Annotated in this window: 22 protein-coding genes; all 22 read left to right on the top strand. The window is 68.9% G+C overall.

The genetic code is table 11. From position 1 onward, the window contains the following. Positions 1-561: 561 nt before the first annotated feature. The 22 genes from AIF0345_RS12610 (at position 562) to rpsQ (ending at position 22,257) form a co-directional block, all read left to right on the top strand. Positions 562-1,290 carry a hypothetical protein gene (locus AIF0345_RS12610; protein ID WP_268916394.1) on the top strand — a complete coding sequence of 243 codons (729 nt, stop codon included), beginning with the start codon at positions 562-564 and terminating at the stop codon, positions 1,288-1,290. A gap of 308 nt (positions 1,291-1,598) precedes the next feature. Continuing rightward, entirely contained in the window at positions 1,599-1,967 is a 369-nt protein-coding gene (locus AIF0345_RS16845; protein WP_449701833.1) for a variant leucine-rich repeat-containing protein, read from the top strand. A gap of 236 nt (positions 1,968-2,203) precedes the next feature. Next, positions 2,204-2,401 carry a DUF6636 domain-containing protein gene (locus tag AIF0345_RS12605; RefSeq protein ID WP_268916393.1) on the top strand — a complete coding sequence of 66 codons (198 nt, stop codon included), beginning with the start codon at positions 2,204-2,206 and terminating at the stop codon, positions 2,399-2,401. Between the two features lie 119 nt (positions 2,402-2,520). Beyond that, the gene (locus AIF0345_RS12600; RefSeq protein WP_268916392.1) at positions 2,521-4,152 is read left to right on the top strand and encodes a hypothetical protein; all 1,632 of its coding nucleotides are present in this window, start codon (positions 2,521-2,523) and stop codon (positions 4,150-4,152) included. A 1,336-nt stretch (positions 4,153-5,488) separates the two neighbouring features. Then, a complete protein-coding gene (gene rpsL, locus AIF0345_RS12595; protein WP_043558700.1) occupies positions 5,489-5,863 on the top strand; it encodes a 30S ribosomal protein S12 in 375 nt (124 codons plus the stop codon). Beyond that, positions 5,863-6,333 (top strand): 30S ribosomal protein S7, encoded by a 471-nt coding sequence (gene rpsG / locus AIF0345_RS12590; RefSeq protein ID WP_008729401.1) that lies wholly within the window; start codon positions 5,863-5,865, stop codon positions 6,331-6,333. Before rpsL ends, rpsG begins: the two co-directional genes overlap by 1 nt. Positions 6,334-6,418: 85 nt before the next feature. Then, positions 6,419-8,551 carry an elongation factor G gene (gene fusA / locus AIF0345_RS12585; RefSeq protein WP_043558697.1) on the top strand — a complete coding sequence of 711 codons (2,133 nt, stop codon included), beginning with the start codon at positions 6,419-6,421 and terminating at the stop codon, positions 8,549-8,551. A 187-nt stretch (positions 8,552-8,738) separates the two neighbouring features. Continuing rightward, on the top strand, positions 8,739-9,929 hold the full coding sequence (gene tuf / locus AIF0345_RS12580) for an elongation factor Tu (RefSeq protein WP_043558695.1): 1,191 nt from the start codon (positions 8,739-8,741) through the stop codon (positions 9,927-9,929). 749 nt (positions 9,930-10,678) lie between these two features. After that, a complete protein-coding gene (locus tag AIF0345_RS12575) occupies positions 10,679-13,873 on the top strand; it encodes a CshA/CshB family fibrillar adhesin-related protein (RefSeq protein WP_404975933.1) in 3,195 nt (1,064 codons plus the stop codon). 135 nt (positions 13,874-14,008) lie between these two features. Continuing rightward, positions 14,009-15,589, top strand: coding sequence for a SpaH/EbpB family LPXTG-anchored major pilin (locus tag AIF0345_RS12570; RefSeq protein WP_268916391.1), 1,581 nt, complete (start codon positions 14,009-14,011; stop codon positions 15,587-15,589). Positions 15,590-15,741: 152 nt separating this feature from the next. After that, on the top strand, positions 15,742-16,767 hold the full coding sequence (locus tag AIF0345_RS12565; RefSeq protein WP_268916390.1) for a class C sortase: 1,026 nt from the start codon (positions 15,742-15,744) through the stop codon (positions 16,765-16,767). A gap of 205 nt (positions 16,768-16,972) precedes the next feature. Further along, on the top strand, positions 16,973-17,281 hold the full coding sequence (rpsJ, locus tag AIF0345_RS12560; protein WP_003786051.1) for a 30S ribosomal protein S10: 309 nt from the start codon (positions 16,973-16,975) through the stop codon (positions 17,279-17,281). Between the two features lie 11 nt (positions 17,282-17,292). Further along, on the top strand, positions 17,293-17,961 hold the full coding sequence (gene rplC, locus AIF0345_RS12555) for a 50S ribosomal protein L3 (protein ID WP_052374472.1): 669 nt from the start codon (positions 17,293-17,295) through the stop codon (positions 17,959-17,961). Positions 17,962-17,966: 5 nt separating this feature from the next. Beyond that, positions 17,967-18,623, top strand: a complete 657-nt coding sequence (rplD, locus tag AIF0345_RS12550; protein ID WP_043558691.1) for a 50S ribosomal protein L4 — start codon at positions 17,967-17,969, stop codon at positions 18,621-18,623. Next, positions 18,620-18,925 (top strand): 50S ribosomal protein L23, encoded by a 306-nt coding sequence (rplW, locus tag AIF0345_RS12545; protein ID WP_043558689.1) that lies wholly within the window; start codon positions 18,620-18,622, stop codon positions 18,923-18,925. The genes rplD and rplW overlap by 4 nt, the downstream gene beginning before the upstream one ends. A gap of 21 nt (positions 18,926-18,946) precedes the next feature. Further along, positions 18,947-19,783, top strand: a complete 837-nt coding sequence (gene rplB / locus AIF0345_RS12540) for a 50S ribosomal protein L2 (RefSeq protein ID WP_043558687.1) — start codon at positions 18,947-18,949, stop codon at positions 19,781-19,783. A 12-nt stretch (positions 19,784-19,795) separates the two neighbouring features. Continuing rightward, positions 19,796-20,074, top strand: a complete 279-nt coding sequence (gene rpsS / locus AIF0345_RS12535) for a 30S ribosomal protein S19 (RefSeq protein WP_009748893.1) — start codon at positions 19,796-19,798, stop codon at positions 20,072-20,074. A 29-nt stretch (positions 20,075-20,103) separates the two neighbouring features. Further along, positions 20,104-20,481, top strand: a complete 378-nt coding sequence (gene rplV, locus AIF0345_RS12530; RefSeq protein ID WP_043558681.1) for a 50S ribosomal protein L22 — start codon at positions 20,104-20,106, stop codon at positions 20,479-20,481. Continuing rightward, complete coding sequence (gene rpsC, locus AIF0345_RS12525) at positions 20,481-21,293, top strand: 30S ribosomal protein S3 (RefSeq protein ID WP_043558678.1); 813 nt, start codon at positions 20,481-20,483, stop codon at positions 21,291-21,293. Before rplV ends, rpsC begins: the two co-directional genes overlap by 1 nt. Before the next feature lie 3 nt (positions 21,294-21,296). Next, entirely contained in the window at positions 21,297-21,716 is a 420-nt protein-coding gene (gene rplP / locus AIF0345_RS12520; RefSeq protein ID WP_043558676.1) for a 50S ribosomal protein L16, read from the top strand. After that, positions 21,716-21,961 carry a 50S ribosomal protein L29 gene (gene rpmC, locus AIF0345_RS12515; protein ID WP_026406680.1) on the top strand — a complete coding sequence of 82 codons (246 nt, stop codon included), beginning with the start codon at positions 21,716-21,718 and terminating at the stop codon, positions 21,959-21,961. The genes rplP and rpmC overlap by 1 nt, the downstream gene beginning before the upstream one ends. Further along, positions 21,958-22,257: a 30S ribosomal protein S17 gene (gene rpsQ / locus AIF0345_RS12510; protein WP_268916389.1), complete on the top strand. Its 300-nt coding sequence runs from the start codon at positions 21,958-21,960 to the stop codon at positions 22,255-22,257. The genes rpmC and rpsQ overlap by 4 nt, the downstream gene beginning before the upstream one ends. Positions 22,258-22,694: the final 437 nt, after the last annotated feature.

Here is a 22,694-nt window from a genome sequence, read left to right as displayed (position 1 = left end):
GGGCGCGGGCTGGTGACGTCCGCGGGTCAAGGGCGTAGCCTCGTGACGACAGCACGCCTACCCGCTACAGGAGCGCTCACCTTGTCTGTCTCCACACCGCCCGAACCTCGTTCTTACGACCCCAGGTCCGGCGCACCGCGCCCTGCGGAGCGCACCAGCATCCTGCGGCGCACCGATGGAGTGCCCGAGGGGTCCGCGTCCCCGGATCCGGCCGACTCAATGCCCACCCAGGCCCTTCCGACTGACTGGTCCGGCGGGCAGCCCGCGACCTCTGTCATGCCGACCGGGGCGGGGGACTGGTCCGGGGAACAGCCCGCGACCTCTGTCATGCCGACCGGGGCGGGGGACTGGTCCGGGGAACAGCCCGCGACCTCTGTCATGCCGACCGGGGCAGACGAGTGGGCGGACAGCCGGCCCACGACTGTTGCGCCCGCCTACGCTCCGGCGCCGTCGGTTCAGACCCCCGGGGCTCCCGCGCAGTGGAACGAGCCCGCGACGCAGCCGGCACCGGAGCCCCGGTCCGAGCGAAGGTCGCGACGGCAGCCCGAGCCGGAGTCCGAGGTGCTGCCGCCGAACCGGTCGCTCAGGCGGCGCACGGCGGCCCTGCCGATCGGGACCGTCCTGCTCGTGGCCTCGGTGGTCCTGCTGGGGTGGGGGGTCTACACGTTCCTGACTTCGCTCCGCGTCTTCGACATCGTCCTCGGCAAGTCGGACATCGTCAACATGCCGGCGGCCATCGCCGTCGGGGCGGGGGCGCTGCTGGCCTTCTTCGCCTTCGTTGCGGCGCTCGTCGCCTGCGCCCGGGCGCGGCCCAAGACAGCGGCCATCATGCTGCTGCTCGGCAGCCTGGTGCTGCCCCTGGGCTCCACCGCCGCTGCGGCCTACTTCGGCGGCACCCAGCTGAAGGATCAGACCCTCGCCGAGGCCCAGCAGATGAAGGGCAAGGTCGATATCAGCCAGGTCACGGGCATTCTCGACCAGTTCAAGAGCATGGGCGTCAACGTGCCCTGGCGCGACGACCTGCTTCGCATTCTTCAGGGCGCCGATGGCACTGGCATCGGCCAGGGCGGCCAGGGCGGCCAGGGCGGCACCGGACAGGACGGCAGCGGCACCACCGGTGACGGCGACGGCGGTAACAACGATGGTGGTGCCGGCAGCGGCGGCTACGACGGCGGTGGCAACGGCGCCGGTAACGACAACGGCGGTGATGCCGGCGACGGCGATGGTGCCGGTAACAACGACAGTGGTGGCAATGCCGGCGACGGCGACGGCGGTGATGGCAACGGGTGATTCGCAGGGCGCTGCGGGCGACCGGCATGTGCCTGCCGCCCGCAGCGCCCCTCCCCGGGCCTCGGACGGGTGTCTCCTGGCGGATGTATAAGAACTTGTACTGGTCATCGTCCTGTCGAGGGGGCACGATGGTGCGATCACATTGCTCGGTTTCGCTCCACCATCACCAGGAGTTCCCTCATGGTTCCGGTCTCTCATCACAGTGCGTTCCCGGCGGTCGCGGGCGGTTCCACCGCGTGTGCGGCACACATGGGGCGGCGTCTTGATCCTGATGCACCGGGGTGCTGCGCTCTGGAAGGTGTCCGCCGATGAAGGTCCGGGACATTCCAGAGGCGACTGAGGCCGCCGATCCATCGACTTCCCCGGAGCGGCTCGGCAACATCGCGGACCTCTACCCGGAGCTCCACCCGGTTCTCGTGCTGAATCCGTCCTGTCCGGAGGACCTGCGGGAGTGGATGCGATCGACCACGGCGAAGGCAGACCAAACGTGGAAGGATCACCTGGCCGCTGAGCGCGCTCGCCAACAGGCCGAGGCACAGCAGCGGGACGAGGCCCAGCGGCAGACCACGAGCAGCCAGACGACTAGCGTCAGCCCTCGAGCGCTTCGTCGAGTAGGCTCCAGGCTCAGCTGGGCCGCTGGCTGGTCATCGCCATCGCGATCATCGGTATCGCGGTAGTCATACGCACTTGCGGACAGTCGCTTGAGCATTCCACCAGCTCGCATACGCGTACGTCGCCCACGCCGACGCCGAGTGTCTCACCCGCTCCGTCGAACGCCGTCTCGGCGAGCCGATTCCAGTCGCCCTCGCAGAACATCTCCTGCGAGATCGGCGACAACCGGGCCGCCTGCTCAATCTATGCGCGAGATTACGGGGACGCCGGGCTGGAAGACTGCGATGAGGTCTACTTCTCCATGACCGTCCAGGACAGCACGTCCCTGGCCTGCGGCTCGGAGTTCGCGACCGACGGCACGGCGATGACCCTGGACTACGGGGAGAGCGTCAAGAGCGGGGCCTTCGCCTGCACCTCTGCCGACGACGGCGTCAGGTGCTGGAACCAGCAGAACGGTCACGGCTTCAAGATCGCGCGCGCAGGCTACTCCACTTTCTAAGAGCCCAGCCGCATCGGATGCCGTTGCGTGCGTGCACTGCTTGAGATGCGGACGCATTTGGCCATCCGGTGGGTGGTGGATCACAATGCACCCATACCCTCTCCCAGGAAGGTCTCAGCATGAGCGGCAAGACCCCAGTCCCGTCCGATCACGGCGTGTCCGAGGAGCCGGAGTCTGAGTCATCCGCTGGTGACGCGATGCTGGCCGATGCCTCTGCGGAGCCTGACACCGGCGACGCTGAGACGCCGGTTTCCGAACTCAGTGCGCCTCCAACGGTCGAGTCGGCATCGACGCCGTCGGCGTCCGAGGAGTCCGAGGCGTCCGAGGAGCCGGAGCCATCCGCTGATGACGTGGTGTCGGCTCTGGGCCCCGTTCCGCCGCCGCCAGCCGACACGGAGGGCCCGGCAGGCGACGCGACGGCGGCCCTCGGACCGGTTCCCCCGCCGCCTGCCAAGACGGCGGCTCTGGGAAGCGGGCCCGACCCGGCCCTGGCTCCTGTTCCGCCGCCGCCAGCCGACACGGAGGGCCCGGCAGGCGACGCGACGGCGGCCCTCGGACCGGTTCCGCTGCCACCCGCGCCCTCGGTGGGCTCCGGTGCGACGGGGGCGTTCTCGGCGGTGCCGATGGCGGGCACGCCGGTTCCCTCGGCGGCCTCCGGTGCGACCGGGACCTTTCCCATGGGGCTTCCGGCGCCGGCGCCTCATCCGGCGCCGATGAGTCCGGCGGTCAAGAAGCAGCTCAAGGTCGGCTTCGGCGCACTGGGGCTCGTTCTGGTCCTGGCCATCGCCGGAGTGGTCGCCGTCAACATCCTGAATTCCTATCGGGGTCCGGAGAAGCAGGTCGAGACCTACCTCCGTCTCATCGCTGACGGCCACGCGCAGGAGGCCGGCAAAATGGTCGATCCGGGGGTGCCTGACGGCAAGCGTCTGCTCCTGACCGATGAGGCTCTCGGCGCGGCCACCGATCGTATTACGGCGATCAACGTCGAGAAGCCCGATGTCGATGGAGACGATGACACGGCCCGCGTGACCGCGACGTTCCGGCTCGACGGGCAGAAGCTCGAGCACACATTCTCCTTGAGCAGGGGCGACAAGGAGTACGGGCTGCTCGACAGCTGGGAGATGACGGATGACGCGGACAATGCCCTGGTCAACAAGGTGGAGCTGTCCTCGTCCTTCGACTCCTTGACCATCGGAGGCCAGGAGGTGCCGCTCAGCAAGGGCGGCGGCCGCGTGCACGGGCCCTATGAGACGGAACAGTACGTCTACTTCGGCGTCTACAGCATTTCGGCCAGTGAGTCCCGCGCGCAGTACCTGACTCCGGACACGACGTCGCTTGAGGCGTATCCGGAAGGCTCCGGCTCGTCGGGCGGCTCGCCGGGCTCATCCACCCAGACGCTGTCGGTGGGCGCCGAACCGACCCAGGAGCTCAAGGACCTCGTGCTTGACAAGGTCAAGCAGAAGACGACGGACTGCACCACCCCGCCGAGCAACATGAGCTCCGAGTGCCCTTACGCCCTGCAGTCGCGCTATATAGCGAAGATGGAGGTCACAACGGAGGCCGCGGACGTCACCATCGACTCGACGATGGACTTCACGAGCGACAGGATCGTCGTGACGACCACGTCCTCCCTCAGCTACTCGTCTTCCAGGCCGGAGCGGAACGAGTTCAAGTTCGAGGGAGAAATCGAGTGGGTCGAGGGCCAGGACGAGCCCAACGTGACCATTACGGGCTCGACGGGCGTGTACTGACGGCTGCGCGAACGGCCGTGTGCGGTGTCTGCAAGCTGGCGGAGGGCTCGTTGCCTAGACGATAACGGCATGAATGTCAAGCGGAACGCTTGTATAAGTTCTTTAGTATTGTCTGCCCGAGGCGACGGCGATAGCATGCTGTTCAGCGTCTGGTGGGGCTTCAGCTCCTGTTATTTCGCAACAATGAGTTTTGTTCTCGTGAGGGGGTCCCGTTGTCTGTCTGCGCTGCTCGACCGGTACCTGCGGAGGGTTGCCCGCCTCGCCTCCGTGCTGATGCATCCGGGTGATCCTATGTTGAGGGGCTGAGGTTTCGGCGCGCGCGTCGCCGGTGCGGCGCTTCCGAGGCGGGTCGTTCCCGCTCCGTCTTATCGGCGCGTCTTTGTTCTTGGGGCCCGGCGATCTGAGGTGCCTGGTGTTTCTCGGGCAGTGGTGGAAAGAGTGCTGTTCTTGGGCGATGAGGCTGGAATCTGGTTGTGTCGGCATCGAGCTACAGCGGTGAGCTCGGGGAGCGGGTCGTGCTTGATGTGGCGGGTGAAGGGACCGGACGATAGCCGAGGTGGCGAGGTCCTGTGGGCCGGCTCCTCGGGGCGGTGGGAAGCCGGGTCAAGAGATGGAGAAGGATCACCCGGAGTCCGTTGAGGTGGAGGTGGGTGCGGAGCGGGCGGCTGGGCGCAGGAGGCTGCGCGCCTGGCTGCGAGAGGCCGAAAGTGGGGAGGCGGGCTCCTGGGGGAGAAGCGGCTTCCTTCCTCGAGGGTCCCGGTAGTGGACGCTCGGGCGCGCGCTTGCGTCCACCGCGGTGGATGGGAAGTTACTCGGCGATGCTGGGGTGTCGATCAAGAAGCTCGTGCGCACGCTCAAGCCTCTCCAAGAGATCATCATCAGCGTCAACAGCCACAGGCTCGCCCGGCCCCGGCCCACCGAACCTCGCTCCAGATCCTCTCCCAGCTCCCCACCCCGCTGGCGCGCCAGCCGTCAGGAGTCGGGTCATAGGCGCCTCATGGGCTCTTCAGTGGTGAGAACCACGAAACCGTGGGCCGCCCTGGGATGGTGGGCGCCGTCGTCGAGCACGTATCCTGGCCCGCGGTGCCCGCACGCGGGTCGCCGTTCTCCATTCCGTTCCCAGCACCCGTCGGGCGGGCCCCGACGCCGGTGCCACGCGGGTCTGCCGCGGCGGGAACCGACGGGCCCCTCCGCGGGGGCTCCGGACGCAGCGCGTCGGCAGGCCGACGGCGGCGGGCCGGCCCAGCTCCGTGGAGGCGTGCGCGCCCGATGGGGGAGCGGGGCCGGTGGGCGGGCAGCGAAATGTCCAGATGCACTTCACTATGGAGATCGAGTAGTGCCTACCATTCAGCAGCTGGTCCGCAAGGGCCGCTCGACCAAGCGCTCGGCGTCGAAGACGCCCGCGCTCAAGTCCAGCCCGCAGCGCCGTGGCGTGTGCACCCGCGTGTACACCACCACCCCCAAGAAGCCGAACTCAGCCCTCCGCAAGGTCGCCCGCGTGCGCCTGTCGACCGGCATCGAGGTCACGGCCTACATCCCCGGCGAGGGCCACAACCTCCAGGAGCACTCCATCGTGCTGGTGCGCGGTGGCCGTGTGAAGGACCTTCCCGGTGTCCGCTACCACATCGTGCGCGGCTCCCTCGACACCCAGGGCGTCAAGGGCCGCCAGCAGGCACGCTCGAAGTACGGCGCCAAGAAGGAGAAGAAGTAATGCCTCGTAAGGGCCCCGCCCCCCGGCGCCCGCTCGCCGTCGACCCCGTCTACGGCTCCCCGGTCGTCACCCAGCTGGTCAACCGCGTCCTGCTGGACGGCAAGAAGTCCACCGCCGAGCGCATCGTCTACGGCGCCCTGGAGGGTGTGCGATCCAAGACGGACCAGGACCCGGTCTCCGTCCTCAAGCGCGCCCTGGACAACATCCGCCCGGCACTGGAGGTCCGCTCCCGCCGCGTCGGCGGCGCGACCTACCAGGTGCCGGTCGAGGTCCGCCCCAACCGCGCCACCACCCTCGCGCTGCGCTGGCTCGTGGACTTCTCCCGCCAGCGCCGCGAGAACACCATGACCGAGCGCCTCATGAACGAGATCCTGGACGCCTCCAACGGTCTGGGCGCTGCGGTCAAGCGCCGCGAGGACATGCACCGGATGGCCGAGTCCAACAGGGCCTTCGCCCACTACCGCTGGTGACGGCGGCGCGTCGACCGGGCCCGCCCCGGCGGAGGCCGGCCGACGTCATCACTTTGAACCGACCGAACAACGAAGGACTTCACTAGTGGCACTCGACGTGCTGACCGACCTGAAGAAGGTCCGCAACATCGGCATCATGGCCCACATCGATGCCGGCAAGACGACCGTGACAGAGCGCATCCTGTTCTACACGGGCATCAACTACAAGATCGGCGAGACGCACGACGGCGCCTCGACCATGGACTGGATGGAGCAGGAGCAGGAGCGCGGCATCACCATCACCTCCGCGGCCACCACCTGCTTCTGGAAGAACAACCAGATCAACATTATCGACACCCCCGGCCACGTCGACTTCACGGTCGAGGTCGAGCGCTCCCTGCGCGTGCTCGACGGCGCGGTCGCCGTCTTCGACGGCAAGGAGGGCGTCGAGCCCCAGTCCGAGACGGTGTGGCGGCAGGCCGACAAGTACGGCGTCCCGCGCATCTGCTTCATCAACAAGATGGACAAGCTGGGCGCCGACTTCGAGTTCTCCGTCCAGACGATCCGCGACCGTCTTCACGCCAAGCCGATCGTGCTGAACTTCCCGATCGGCGCCGAGTCCGAGTTCTCCGGCGTGGTCGACGTCGTGGAGATGCGCGCCGTGCGCTTTCCCGAGAAGGACGCCGACGGCAAGGCGACCCGCGGCGCCGTCGTCGTCTACGAGGACATCCCCGCCGACCTGGTCGCCAAGGCCGAGGAGCTGCACGGCGAGCTCGTCGAGGCGGTCGCCGAGGCCGACGACGAGCTCATGGAGAAGTACCTGGAGGGCGAGGAGCTCACCGTCGCCGAGATCAAGGCCGGCGTCCGCAAGCTCACCATCGCCGGCGGGGCCTTCCCGGTCATGGCCGGCTCGGCCTTCAAGAACAAGGGCGTCCAGCCCGTGCTCGACGCCGTCCTGGACTACCTGCCCTCCCCGCTGGACGTTCCCGACGTCGAGGGCCACCGGCCCGGCAACGAGGAGGAGGTGCTCACCCGCGCGGCCGACGAGAATGAGCCCTTCGCGGCGCTCGCCTTCAAGGTCGCCACGCACCCCTTCTACGGCAAGCTGGTCTACGTGCGCGTGTACTCCGGCAAGGTCTCCCAGGGCGACGTCGTCTCCAACGCCACCAAGGGCAAGAAGGAGCGCATCGGCAAGCTCTTCCAGATGCACTCCAACAAGGAGAACCCGGTCGAGCAGGCCCACGCCGGCCACATCTACGCCTTCATCGGCCTCAAGGACGTCACCACCGGCGACACCCTGTGCGCCCAGGGGGCCCCGGTCATCCTGGAGTCCATGACCTTCCCGGACCCGGTCATCCACGTGGCCATCGAGCCCAAGACCAAGAGCGACCAGGAGAAGCTGAGCACTGCGATCCAGAAGCTCTCCGAGGAGGACCCGACCTTCACCGTCAGGCTCGACGAGGAGACCGGCCAGACCGTCATCGGCGGCATGGGCGAGCTCCACCTGGACGTCTTCGTGGACCGCATGCGCCGCGAGTTCAAGGTCGAGGCCAATGTCGGCAACCCGATGGTCGCCTACCGCGAGACCATTCGCAAGAAGGTCGACAAGGTCGAGTACACCCACAAGAAGCAGACGGGCGGCTCCGGGCAGTACGCCAAGGTGCAGATGTCCTTCGAGCCGCTGGTGCCCGAGGCCGATGAGAACGGTGAGGTCGCCCACTACGAGTTCGTCAGCGCCGTCACCGGCGGCCGTGTGCCCCGCGAGTACATCCCCAGCGTCGACGCGGGCGTCCGGGACGCCATGCTCACCGGCGTGCTGGCCGGCTACCCCGTGGTGGACGTCAAGGCGACCCTCGTCGACGGCGCCTACCACGAGGTCGACTCCTCCGAGATGGCCTTCAAGATCGCCGGCTCCATGGCGTTCAAGGAGGGCTCGCGGAAGGCCTCCCCGGTCCTCCTCGAGCCGGTCATGGCCGTCGAGGTCCGCACGCCCGAGGAGTACATGGGCGACGTCATCGGCGATCTGAACTCCCGTCGCGGCATGATCCAGGCCATGGAGGACGCCGTCGGGGTCAAGGTCATCAAGGCCGCCGTGCCGCTGAGCGAGATGTTCGGCTACGTCGGCGACCTGCGCTCCAAGACGCAGGGGCGCGCCGTGTACTCGATGAGCTTCGACTCCTACGCCGAGGTTCCCAGGACCGTCGCCGACGAGATCATCGCCAAGGCCAGGGGCGAGTGATCACGCGTCCCGGGGGCCGGGTATTCGCCTCCGGCCCCCGGGCCGCCTCGGCGATTGCGCCCGAGGCGCCCCCTTTCAGTAAGATTTCCAACAATCCATCAGTAGAGACTCTCAGCGTCGTCACGGCTAGCATAGGGTTAGTCGAATCACGACGAAGAGCAACTACCCGAGTCCCAGGAGGACACCAGTGGCCAAGGCCAAGTTCGAGCGGACCAAGCCGCACGTCAACATCGGAACGATCGGTCACGTCGACCACGGCAAGACGACGCTGACCGCTGCGATCTCCAAGGTCCTGCACGACGAGTACCCGGACCTCAACCCCTTCACCCCCTTCGACGAGATCGACAAGGCCCCCGAGGAGCGCCAGCGCGGTATCACGATCAACATCGCGCACGTCGAGTACGAGACCGAGAAGCGTCACTACGCCCACGTCGACGCCCCCGGCCACGCCGACTACATCAAGAACATGATCACCGGCGCGGCCCAGATGGACGGCGCCATCCTGGTGGTCGCCGCCACCGACGGCCCCATGGCCCAGACCCGCGAGCACGTCCTGCTCGCCCGTCAGGTTGGCGTGCCGGTCCTGCTGGTCGCCCTCAACAAGTGCGACATGGTCGACGACGAGGAGCTCCTCGAGCTGGTCGAGATGGAGGTCCGCGAGCTGCTGTCCTCCCAGGAGTACGACGGCGACAACGCCCCCGTCATCCGCGTCTCCGCCTTCAAGGCCCTCGAGGGCGACCCCGAGTGGACTCCGAAGATCAAGGAGCTCATGGACGCGGTCGACGACTACATCCCGACCCCGGTCCGCGACATGGACAAGCCCTTCCTCATGCCCATCGAGGACGTCTTCACCATCACCGGCCGCGGCACCGTCGTCACCGGTCGTGTGGAGCGCGGCAAGCTCCCGCTCAACTCCGAGGTCGAGATCCTGGGCATCCGCGAGGCCCAGAAGACCACGGTCACCGGCATCGAGATGTTCCACAAGTCCATGGACGAGGCCTGGGCCGGTGAGAACTGCGGTCTGCTCCTGCGCGGCACCCGTCGCGAGGACGTCGAGCGCGGCCAGGTCGTCGTCAAGCCCGGCTCCATCACCCCGCACACCCAGTTCGAGGGCCACGTCTACATCCTGACCAAGGACGAGGGCGGCCGTCACAACCCCTTCTACTCGAACTACCGTCCGCAGTTCTACTTCCGGACCACGGACGTCACCGGCGTCATCACCCTGCCCGAGGGCACCGAGATGGTCATGCCCGGCGACACCACCGAGATGAGCGTCGAGCTCATCCAGCCGATCGCCATGGAGGAGGGCCTCGGCTTCGCCATCCGCGAGGGCGGTCGCACCGTCGGCTCCGGCCGCGTCACCAAGATCGTCAAGTGACGCTCTGACCGGCGCCGGCCGTTCCCGAAACGGCTGACTCCAGCGCTCCCCCTGCGCCGAGTATCTCGGCGCAGGGGGAGCGCTCGTTCTTCGTCGAGATCGGTTCACTTCCGGCTCGAGATCGGTCGAGTTCCGCGTCGAGATCGGTCCAGGCCGGCAGCCGTGACCGCTGGCGGCCGGGATGCGTGCGCCTCCTGGAACAGGGCTCGGAGAAGATGGGGCGCGCAAGGTGGCTGGTTCTCGGAGCCGGATGGCGGAGGCGAACCTGATCGAGGCGATTGATCACGCTCCAGCGTCCTGCCCGCGTACGCGCCGTCTGTGTACGCACCGCGCGGCCGAGCAGGGCGCGAGCGCCGTCCCGACGGCGCGTGGGACCGCAGCGAGCCGGTGCCGGGAGGCGCCCCTGAGCCGGAACCGATCTCGACGCGGAACCCGACCGATCTCGGTGGCCGGCGTTGCGGAATCGCGCTCCTAACGAGATCTTTCCGAGACTAATAGCGGAGGATCGTCGCATAGCATTTGGCCGAGTTTCACAGGCCCTCTGCGCCATGGCGGCGGAGAGCGGAAGGCGCTCCGCTGCGCTTCCGGGTCCGATCATCCCGGTTTCGGCCCGCATCGTAAGCGAATCGATGCTTTATCGATATCCTATCGTTTAAGAACTCCTATAAATGGGACATAGAGTTCTTCGTGTTCCTAGAAGATCAGTTGTCAGGCAGACCCACGCCTTCAGATTGCATTGGAGTTCTTCAGTGATCCGTTCCCGCTCGGCGCGCCTGTGCCGCCGTGTCGTGAGTCTTGTCGCCGTGTGCAGCGCCGGCGCGGCCCTCGCACTCGGCTCGACTGCTGTTCCCACAGCGGCCTCCGCTGCCCCCGCGGCCGGCGGCAGCCTTCCCGCGGTCTTCGCCACCGGAGGCTCGGGCCGCTACGTCGACACCATTCAGTGGCTTCAGTGGGGCGACTACGACACCCAGTTCAAGGACCAGGCGAAGCCGAACGTCCCCGTTCTCGACTACGGCCAGACCAAGGACTTCGTCAATGAGCGGGACCTGGGCGACGCCGGAAGTCTTGTGACGACCTGCACCCTGTCCAATCTCCAGCACCTCGGCCACTCGCCCGACCTGACCGACGCGCAGTCCAAGGGCCCGCTGGTGGCCACCATCCCCGGCGCCTGGGCCGGCGACGCCCTCGACAACCTCTACAACGTCGGTGGCCCCGGCCAGTGGAGCGACGGCAGCGAGGTCTGGCACAGCGGCCTGACCTACCCCGCCGACTACGTCAACAAGAATCAGATGGCGATCGGTCTGGCCAACGGATACGCCTACAACGGCGCCAACACCTGGGACGGGAAGAAGTGGGGGACGCCGGGGGCCAGCACTGAGCCGACCGGCTACGCCGCCCGCGTGAGCGTGGACTACTCCTGCGCGGCCGAGCTCCACGCCCCGGACGGAAGCGTCACGTCCGTCCCCGTCGCGGGACTCGTCTTCGCCGACGCGGAGGCCTCCTCGCGGCGCTACGGGATCAAGTCCTGGGCGACGACCGAGTGGACCGATGAGTGGATCCAGGCCAGCACCGACCAGTCCGTGACCTGGCGCGTCCTGGACACCATGCGCTCCGATCCGTGCATCTCCAAGAACACCGGCAAGCAGGTGACCACCGACGCCGAGGTCTCCGACGGCGGTCAGACCCTGCGCCTCATGCCCAGCGATGAGGAGTGCGTCTACCAGAGCGGAGGCAGCTACTCCCGCCCCAACGGACTGGGCGGGCCCGACGCCGTCATGTTCATGGAGGGCGCCACCAAGGCCACCATCACCATGCAGGGCTCCGGCTACTCGGCGGTGGCGCTGGGCCTGATCGTCGCCACCGACTTCGGCGACGCCCCCGAGTCCTACGGCTACTCCGGCGCGCTCTTCCAGCCCAAGTGGCAGGGCGGCGAGGTCTCCTCGACCACCGATGCCTTCGGGGTGCAGCCCCAGGCCACCATGTACCTGGACCAGAGCGCCCCCCGCCTCGGCGAGCGCATCGACGCCGAGGGCCGTCAGATGTTCAGCGCCGATGCCCGCGGTGATGACGACAACGGCATCTTCGACGACGAGGACGCCATCGACACCACCTCATGGAACGGCGGCATACGCACCGCGCCCGGCGCCACCCATACGGAGGCCGTCACCTGTGAGGGAGGCGGGAAGATCGCCGGCTGGATCGACTGGAACAACAACGGCGTCTTCGACGACACCGAGAAGAGCGACGAGGTGCCCTGCGGCGGCAATACCGCGACGCTGACCTGGAAGGTCCCCCAGGACGTCACGAACACCGTGCGCAGCGTGGATGGCGAGGCCGGCTCCAAGCCGGACAGCTACATGCGCGTGCGCATGACCAAGGACAACGACGGCAACGACCAGAAGCCGACAGGCATCACCGCCACCGGCGAGGTGGAGGACTACAAGGTCTCCATCCGCATCCCTACCCTCCAGCTCAACAAGACCGTGGACAACGGCTACGCCTCCGACGAGGTTCCCGGCCTGTCCGCCGACCAGTGGACCGTTCAGGGGCGGTCCGGCGACGTCACCCGCTCCGGCCAGGGCACCACGGGCGACCCCCAGTCCATTCCCCAGGGCGAGGTGAGCCTGTCCGAGTCCTCCGACAACCCGGAGGCCGCGGGCTACGAGCCCGGCCAGTGGACCTGCCGGGAGACCCCGGGCACCAGCGGGGAGAGCTACTCCTCCGCCGTCGGCGGTACCACCGACGGCAAGGCGACGCTGACGGTCAACAACCAGGACCGCGTCACCTGCGACATCGCCAACGCGACCAAGCCGGGGTCCCTGACCTGGAAAAAGCTCGACGCCGACGGCGCGACCCCCGTCGGTGGGTCGGAGTGGGCCCTGTCGGGGCCGGAGGTCCCCCAGGGCACCCGCGTGGCCGACTGCGTGGGCACGTGCGGCACGGGCGCCTACGAGGACCAGGACCCCGACCCGGGCGAGCTCAGCCTCACCGGTCTGAAGTGGGGCACCTACACGATCTCGGAGACCATCGCGCCGCCGGGCTACACCGCCGCCACCGGCGAGTTCGCCTTCACGCAGATCAAGGGCTCGGCCCTGGAGGGGACGCTGGTGCCCGTCAACGGCGTCACCGACAACGGCGTAATCAACAAGCGCCTCCCCTCCGTGTCCTGGACCAAGCTCGACGACGCCGACGACGGCCCGTTGCTGGGCGGCTCGGTATGGACCTGGCGGCCGGTGGACCCGGGCGGCAGCGCGGCCGAGGTCACCGACTGCACGGCCGACTCGGCCGCCGAGTGCGCCGGCGTGGACAAGGACCCCGCCGCGGGCAAGTTCCTGCTCAACGACGTCGCCCCCGGCACGTACACGCTCACCGAGAGGAGCGCGCCCACCGGCTACGAGCTGGACACCACCGTGCACACGGTCACCGTCAGCGCCGACGACGTCGGCCAGACGGTGGACGCCGGCGCCTTCGTGGACAAGCGGCTCGTGGGCTCCATCAGCTGGCGGAAGGCCGACGCGGACAGCGCCGAGCCGCTGTCGGGATCGACCTGGACCCTCGCCGGCCCGGGCGTACCGGCCGACACGGTGATCACCGACTGCGGCCAGGCCCCCTGTGAGGCGGGCGAGTACAAGGACCAGGATCCCTCTCCCGGCGCCTTCGAGGTCCGCGGACTGGCCTGGAGCGACCAGGCGTACTCCCTGACGGAGAGGGAGGCTCCGGCCGGCTACACGCTGGACAGGACCGTGCACGAGTTCACCATCTCCCCGGACGACCTCGCCCGGTCCTTCGACGAGGTCTTCAAGAACTCCAAAGCCGGCGTGCCCCTCCTGCCGCTGACCGGCGGACTCGGCGCGCACCTGTTCCTCATCGGCGGTGCGGTGCTCTGCGCCCTCGCCATGATCGCCGCAATCGTGAGGAGGCGCCGCTCGCAGACCGTTCACTGAGGACACTCAGCCGAGTGGGCGGGGGCCTCCGCCCGTGGCCGGCCCCGCCCTGTGTCCCGCAACCGCAATTCCCATCCCGGCATCCGCGCGACCGTGCCGTGCATGGTCGCGCACGATGAAAGGACAACCACATCCATGAGTAGGACTACTCGCGCTCTCGGGCGCAGGGTCGCCGCCGCCGTCGGAGCACTCGCTCTGGCCAGTGTCGGCCTGGGCGGGGCGACGCTCGCCCACGCTGCCGACCTCGGCAACATCGATACGGGCCGAACCGGCTCGCTCATCATCCACAAGCACGAGTCCGGCTCCCAGAGCGCCGACGGCACCCCCGACGGCCAGACGGGGACGGGCGGTGCGGGCGTCGCCGACGTCGTCTTCACCGCGTACAGGATCACCGACCTGGACCTGACCACCCAGGCCGCCTGGGATGGGCTCAAGAACCTCGCGGTCCCGGCCGACGCCTGCGGCGCCGACTACGCGAGCCCCTCGTTCGGCGGCCACACCTTCGACGGCGGCGCCGCCGGCGCCCCGACCAACGCCCAGGGCGACACGACCATCGGCAGCCTGCCGGTGGCGGCCTACCTCGTGTGCGAGACCAGTGCCCCCAGCACCGTCAAGACCAAGGCCGCGCCCTTCGTCGTGACGGTGCCCTTCCCGAACAACGCCACGAACGCGGCCAACGGCAACGGCGAGTGGCTCTACGACGTCAACGTCTACCCGAAGAACACCGTCGTGCTCGCCCCGGCCAAGGACGTCAACGTCGCCGCCAACGGCCTGAAGACCGACAGCCAGGTCACCTTCCCGGTCACCGCGACGATCCCGAGCATCGCCGCCACGGACTCCTTCAAGCACTTCGTGATCTCCGACCCGCTGGACTCCAACCTGTCGAGCGGCGACGTCGCCTCGGTCAGGATCGACGGCCAGGACGTGGACTCCTCCTACTACACGGTCACCCCCGGGCAGACCGTCTCGGTCGGCTTCACCAAGGCGGGGCTGGCCTTCCTGAAGACCAAGCCGAGCTCGACCATTGAGGTCGTCTTCACCGCCAAGGTCGTCTCCGTGCCCGCCGGCGGCACCATTGAGAACACCGCGACCCTGTACGTCGACGTCGTCCCTCAGGACAGTCCGCCGGACAACCCGCCCGTCACTCCTCCGGATGAGCCGGGCACGCCCACCAACAAGGTCGTCACCAGCTGGGGCGACGTCAAGGTCTCCAAGACCGACGCCGACAATGCCAAGGCCCTCAAGGGCGCGACCTTCCAGGTCTACAACGCGGCCGACCCCTACGCGGCCTCGTGCGACAACGCGGTCAAGGACGGCGCGCCCATCTCGGTCGACGGCGCCACCGAGTTCACCTCCGGCGACGACGGCGTGGTGTCCATCGCGGGCCTGTTCGTGGACAAGAAGACGGGCGCGCCCGGCGAGACCTCCGTCGTCCCGGACCGCACCCAGCGCTGCTACGTGCTGGTCGAGACGGCCGCTCCCGCCGGCTACGTGCTGCCCGCCAGCGCCGACAGGCCCGTCACCGTCAAGGCCGGCCTTACCGCGACCGGCTCCTACGACCTGACAGTGCCCAACACCAAGCAGGACGTGCCCCGGCTCCCGCTCACGGGCGCCAACGGGCGCCTGCTCCTGATGGCGCTCGGCGCCGGCCTTGTCGCCCTCGCCGCCGGCGCGGCCCTCGTGGCCCGCTCCCGCAAGATGCGCGAGAGGGACTGACCCCCCTCGTCGGCGCCGGCTGCGATCACCCGCTGGTGGCCCGGCCGGCGCCAGCAGGCGCTCTGCGCAGATTCTGCACCGACATCGCGTGGCGGGGAGATCTCTGCGTCTCCCCGCCACGCTCGCGCCCGTCGTCAGGAGACCCGCCGACCATGAACCCTGCAAGCCCCCGCCGTCACCGCTCCGCCCACGCCGCCGACAGGCGCAGGCGCCGCTGGCGGCTCTCGCGCTACTCCCTCGTCCCCGCCCTGCTCGCCCTGATCGGCATGCTGGCCCTGGCCTACCCGACGGCGGCGAGCTGGGCGTCCCAGTACAACCAGTCCAAGGTCGTGGCCGACTACTCCAGCGGCGTGGACAACGCGGACCCCGACGCCGCCACCCAGATCGCGCAGGCCCACGCCTACAACGACGCCCTGTCGGTAGGCGCGGTCCTGGAGGCCAACACGCACGTCCCCACCGGGGCGGGGAGCGCCGGCGGCGACGGCCTGGACTACAACGCCATCCTGAACGCCAACGGCGTCGGCCTCATGGCCCGCCTGCGCATCCCGTCGATCGACCTGGACCTGCCCGTCTACCACGGCACCTCCGACCAGACCCTCCTGGAGGGCCTGGGGCACCTGGAGGGGACCTCGCTGCCCGTGGGCGGGACCGGCGCGCGCTCGGTGATCACCGGGCACCGCGGCCTGGCCAACGCCACCATGTTCACCAACCTCGACAGGGTCGGGGTGGGGGACACCTTCACCGCCGAGGTCTTCGGCGAGGTGCTGACCTACCGCGTGGTGGAGACCAAGGTCGTCGAGCCCGAGCAGACCGAGGAGCTGCGGGCCGACCCCGACCGCGATCTCATGACCCTGGTGACCTGCACGCCGCTGGGGGTCAACACCCACCGCATCCTGGTCACGGGGGAGAGGATCCCCACGCCGGACGACGACGTCGCCGGCGAGCGCCCGGACGTGCCCAGGTTCCCGTGGTGGGCCCTCGCCCTGGGCGCCGGCGTGGTTCTGGACGGGATCTACGTGTGGCGGGCCGGCTGCCCCGCCCGGCCGGCGGCGGGAGCGCACCGGGCCCCGCGCCGCCGGAGGGCCGGGCGCGACACGCCCGAGCGCGTGGACCGGGTGGGCGGTCTCACAGGCGCCGACCCGCCCGCCCGCTTCCACGGCCAGGGGCGGCGCTGCTAACGTTGTCAAGCCGAGCGGTGCTGGAGCACCGCCCGGTCGCCTCCCGGGTCCGCCCCGGGAACCAGTCTGACGGACCCGGTCGCCACCGGGTTTCCGTGTGTCCAGACCGGCCACCTCTTCTTCACAGCGGATGTCTCCTGCGCGTCGCCTCGCGACACGCCCGAGCGCGTGGACCGGTCACCGAAAGCAAGAGAGGTTGGGCGCCATGGCGGGACAGAAGATCCGCATCCGGCTCAAGTCCTACGACCACGAGGTCATCGACTCCTCGGCGCGCAAGATCGTCGACGTCGTGACCCGCGCTGGTGCGACGGTCGTGGGCCCCGTGCCGCTGCCGACCGAGAAGAACGTGTTCTGCGTCATCCGGTCGCCGCACAAGTACAAGGACAGCCGCGAGCACTTCGAGATGCGCACGCACAAGCGGCTGATCGACATCGTCGACCCGACGCCCAAGGCCGTTGACTCGCTCATGCGTCTCGACCTGCCGGCCGACGTCAACATCGAGATCAAGCTCTGAGGTAAGAGGCCATGACTACGCTTAACCAGCCGGCTGCCGCCGCGCCCGCAAAGGCGCTGCTCGGCACCAAGCTCGGCATGACGCAGATCTGGGACGAGGGCGGACGCCTTCGCCCCGTCACGGTCGTGCGCGTCGACACCAATGTCGTGACCCAGATCCGCACCCTCGAGACCGACGGGTACGAGGCCGTTCAGCTCGCCTTCGGCGAGATCGACGAGCGCAAGGTCACCAAGCCCCTCAAGGGCCACTTCGACAAGGCCGGGGTCGCCCCCCGCCGCCACGTCGCCGAGGTCCGCACCTGCCTGACCGGCGAGTTCGCCCTCGGCCAGGAGCTGGCCGCGGACACCTTCGAGGTCGGCCAGCGGGTCGATGTCACCGGTACATCCAAGGGCAAGGGCTTCGCGGGCGTCATGAAGCGCCACGGCTTCAAGGGCGTGGGCGCCTCCCACGGCGCGCACCGCAACCACCGCAAGCCCGGCTCGGTCGGCGCCTGCGCCACCCCCGGCCGCATCTTCAAGGGCCTGCGCATGGCCGGCCGCATGGGCCACGCCACCACCACCGTCCAGAACCTCAAGGTCCGCGGCGTCGATGTCGACAAGGGCGTGCTCATCGTGGGCGGGGCCGTCCCCGGTCCCAAGGGCGCGGTCGTCCTCGTCCGTACCGCCGTGAAGGGAGCCTGAGACTCATGCCCGAGAACCGCACAGAGACGCTCTCCGTCGAGATCGTCGACTCCGAGGGGCGCAGGACCGGCACCGTCGAGCTGCCCGCCGAGGTCTTCGACGTCGAGCCCAATATCCCGCTCATGCATCAGGTCGTCGTGGCCCAGCTCGCCGCGGCCCGCCAGGGTACCCACGCCACCCGGACCCGCGGCATGGTCCGCGGCGGCGGCCGCAAGCCCTACCGGCAGAAGGGCACCGGCCGCGCCCGCCAGGGCTCCATCCGCGCCCCCCAGTTCGCCGGCGGCGGCGTCGTCCACGGCCCCCAGCCGCGCGACTACAGCCAGCGGACTCCCAAGAAGATGAAGGCCGCCGCCCTGCGCTCGGCGCTGTCCGACCGCGCCCGCCACGGCCGCATCCACGTCATCACCGAGTTCCTCGTGGCCGACAGGCCCTCCACCAAGCAGGCGCTGGCCGGGCTGCGCAACCTGACCGACCGCAAGGCGCTCGTCGTCGTGGGCCGCGAGGACACCCTGTCCACTCTCAGCCTGCGCAACCTGCCCGACGTCCACGTGACCTGGGCCGACCAGCTCAACACCTACGACGTCCTCAACAGCGAAGACGTCATCTTCACTGCCGACGCCTTGGACCGCTTCCTGGGCAGGGGCGAGGAGGAGTCCAAGTGAGCCTCGAGAAGTCCAAGAACCCCCGCGACGTCATTGTCGCCCCGGTCGTCTCCGAGAAGTCCTACGCCTGCATGGACCGTGGCCAGTACACGTTCCTCGTGACGCCGGGTTCCAACAAGACCGAGATCAAGCTGGCCGTCGAGGCCATCTTCGACGTCAAGGTCGCCTCCGTCAACACCCAGAACCGGCGGGGCAAGACCCGTCGTACCCGCACGGGCATGGGCAAGTCGAAGGACACCAAGCGCGCCATCGTCACGCTGAGCGAGGGCACCATCGACATCTTCGGCGACGTGACGAAGTGACCCGGAAGGTAGAGGATCGACATGGGAATCCGTAAGTACAAGCCGACGACCCCGGGTCGCCGCGGCGGCTCCGTGGCCGACTTCGCTGAGATCACGCGCTCCAAGCCCGAGAAGTCCCTGGTGCGCCCGCTGAGCAAGACCGGCGGCCGCAACAGCTACGGCCGCATCACCACCCGCCACAAGGGCGGCGGCCACAAGCGCGCCTACCGCCTGATCGACTTCCGTCGCGCGGACAAGGACGGCGTGCCGGCCAAGGTCGCGCACATCGAGTACGACCCCAACCGCACCGCCCGCATCGCCCTGCTGCACTACGCCGACGGCGAGAAGCGCTACATCATCGCGCCCAACCGGCTCGGCCAGGGCGACCGGGTCGAGGCGGGGCCGAACGCGGACATCAAGCCCGGCAACAACCTGCCGCTGCGCAACATCCCCACCGGCACCGTGGTCCACGCCGTCGAGCTGCGCCCCGGCGGCGGGGCCAAGATCGCCCGGAGCGCCGGCGCCTCGGTGCAGCTGGTCGCCAAGGAGGGCAAGTACGCGCAGCTGCGCATGCCCTCCGGCGAGATCCGCAACGTCGAGGCCGCCTGCCGCGCCACCGTCGGCGAGGTCGGCAACGCCGAGCAGTCCAACATCAGCTGGGGCAAGGCCGGCCGCATGCGCTGGAAGGGCGTGCGCCCGACCGTCCGCGGCGTCGTCATGAACCCCGTGGACCACCCGCACGGCGGTGGTGAGGGCCGCACCTCCGGCGGCCGCCACCCCGTCTCCCCATGGGGCAAGCCCGAGGGCCGTACCCGTCGTCCCAAGAAGTCCAGCGACCGCCTCATCGTGCGTCGTCGTCGGACCGGCAAGAAGCGCTGATAGGAGCCTGATATGCCGCGCAGCCTGAAGAAGGGTCCCTTCGTCGACGACCACCTCCAGAAGAAGGTGGACGCCCAGAACGAGAAGGGCACCAAGAACGTCATCAAGACCTGGTCCCGCCGTTCGGTCATCACGCCGGACTTCCTCGGACACACCTTCGCCGTCCACGACGGCCGCAAGCACGTCCCGGTCTTCATCACCGAGTCCATGGTGGGCCACAAGCTCGGCGAGTTCGCTCCGACCCGCACCTTCCGCGGGCACGTCAAGGACGACCGCAAGTCGCGTCGCTGACGCCGGTGGAAGATAGAGAGGCAGAGAACATGGAAGCCAAGGCGCAGGCCAAGTACGTGCGCTGCACGCCGATGAAGGCGCGCCGGATCGTCAACGTCGTCCGCGGCAAGCGGGCGGTCGAGGCCGTGAACGTGCTGCGGTTCGCCCCGCAGGCCGCCGCGGTGCCGGTGCGCAAGGTCATCGAGTCCGCCATCGCCAACGCCCGGTTCAAGGCCGAGCGCGACGGCGAGCGCTTCGACGAGAACGACCTGTTCATCACCGAGGTGTACGCCGACGAGGGCCCGACCCTCAAGCGGTTCCGCCCGCGCGCTCAGGGGCGCGCCGGACGGATCCTGAAGCGGACCAGCCACATCACCGTCATCGTCGGGGACGCCTCCGACGCCGCAACGAAGGAAGGAGCCCGGTAATGGGGCAGAAGGTCAACCCGACCGGGTTCCGCCTGGGCATCACCACGGACCACCGCTCGCGCTGGTTCGCCGACTCCACGAAGTCCGGCCAGCGCTATCGCGACTTCGTGGACGAGGACGTCAAGATCCGTCGTCTCATGGCGGACGGCATGGAGCGCGCCGGCATCTCCAAGGTCGACATCGAGCGCACCCGCGACCGCGTCCGCGTCGACCTGCACACCGCCCGCCCCGGCATTGTCATCGGCCGCCGCGGCGCCGAGGCCGAGCGTCTGCGCGGCCAGCTTGAGAAGCTGACCGGCAAGCAGGTCCAGCTCAACATCCTGGAGGTCAAGAGCCCCGACCTGGACGCCCAGCTGGTGGCCCAGGGCATCGCCGAGCAGCTCGCCAGCCGCGTCTCCTTCCGCCGCGCCATGCGCAAGGGCATGCAGTCGGCCATGCGCGCCGGCGCCAAGGGCGTGCGGGTGCAGTGCTCCGGCCGCCTGGGCGGGGCCGAGATGAGCCGCTCGGAGTTCTACCGCGAGGGCCGTGTGCCGCTGCACACCCTGCGGGCCAATATCGACTACGGCTTCTACGAGGCCAAGACCACCTTCGGACGTCTCGGCGTCAAGGTGTGGATCTACAAGGGCGACATGACCGAGCGCGAGTTCGCTCGCCAGCAGGCCGAGTCCGGTCCGCGCGGTCGTGGCGGCCGAGGCGATCGCCGCGGCCGCCGCGGCGATCGCGCTCCGCGCCAGAGTGAGCAGCAGCAGGCCGAGCAGGCGCCGGCCGCCGAGAAGAACGCTGCCGCAGCAGACCAGGGAACGGAGGCCTGAGCCGTGCTCATCCCTCGCCGGACCAAGTTCCGCAAGCAGCACCGCCCGCACCGCACGGGCATGTCCAAGGGCGGCAATCGGATCGCCTTCGGTGAGTACGGCATCCAGGCCCTGGAGCACGCCTACGTCACCAACCGCCAGATCGAGGCGGCCCGTATTGCCATGACCCGTCACATCAAGCGCGGCGGCAAGGTGTGGATCAACATCTTCCCGGACCGCCCGCTGACCAAGAAGCCCGCCGAGACCCGCATGGGCTCCGGCAAGGGCGCCCCCGAGTGGTGGATCGCCAACGTCAAGCCCGGACGCGTCATGTTCGAGCTCGGCGGTGTCGATGAGGCGCTCGCCCGCGAGGCCATGCGCCGCGCCCAGCACAAGCTTCCGATGAAGACCCGTTTCGTGACTCGTGAGGGTGGTGACGTCTGATGGCCATCGGCTCGAAGGATCTGACCCCGACCGACCTGGACGCCATGGACAACGAGCGCCTCGCCGAGGAGCTCTCCAAGGCCAAGGCTGAGCTGTTCAACCTCCGGTTCGCCGCCGCGACCGGACAGCTCGAGGACCACGGCCGTCTTAAGGCCGTGCGTCGCGACATCGCCCGTATCCACACGATCGTGCGCGAGCGCGAGCTCGGCATCCGTACCGCTCCCAGCAGCCAGGAGTCCAAGTGAGCGAGCAGAGTAACAACAGCGCCACCGAGCCCACCGAGCCCAAGGAGCGCAACCAGCGCAAGGTCCGCCGCGGCTACGTCGTGTCCGACAAGATGGACAAGACCGTCGTCGTCGAGGTCGAGGAGCGCTACAAGCACTCCCTGTACGGCAAGGTCCTCCGTCGTTCCAAGAAGGTCAAGGTCCACGACGAGCACAATGAGGCTCACCCCGGCGACCTTGTCCGGATTATGGAGACCCGCCCGCTGAGCGCCACCAAGCACTGGCGCCTGGTCGAGATCATTGAGAAGGCCAAGTGACCTCTTGCTGAGTCCGGCCCACCGAGGCCGGCGACCGCGCGCGACGCCGCAGCACCCCGCCCGGGCGCTGCGGCGTCCGTCAATCGCCGCTCGCGTCCCCGCCCACCATCCCGGTGGCCGCGCGGGCGGCGGCGATCGGCCGACGACGGCGCCGTCGTCGTAGAGCCGAAACGGGAGCGGGCGGCGCCGGTGAGCAAAGGCACAGGCGGGCGGAAGGCTGCGCGGTACCGCCTCACTTGCGGCCTGCACTAGAGTGACGGAGTTGCGTGCGCCCTCGGCGCGTCCGCCGGAGACCTCGTGCCTCGTGCGCCTGTGTCTGGCGGAAGAGCGAGCCGCGGACTCCACCCGCCCCCGGCGGGCAGAGCAGCACGCAAGAGAAGAAGGAACGTTCGGCCAGGCTCGCTCGCCCTCGGGAGGGTCGAGAACCGGCTCGACGA

Origin of the sequence: Actinomyces israelii (assembly GCF_030253495.1) — a bacterium.
In the GTDB taxonomy this organism is placed as follows: Bacteria; Actinomycetota; Actinomycetes; order Actinomycetales; family Actinomycetaceae; genus Actinomyces; species Actinomyces israelii.
This window is presented reverse-complemented; position numbering and strand designations above follow the sequence as displayed.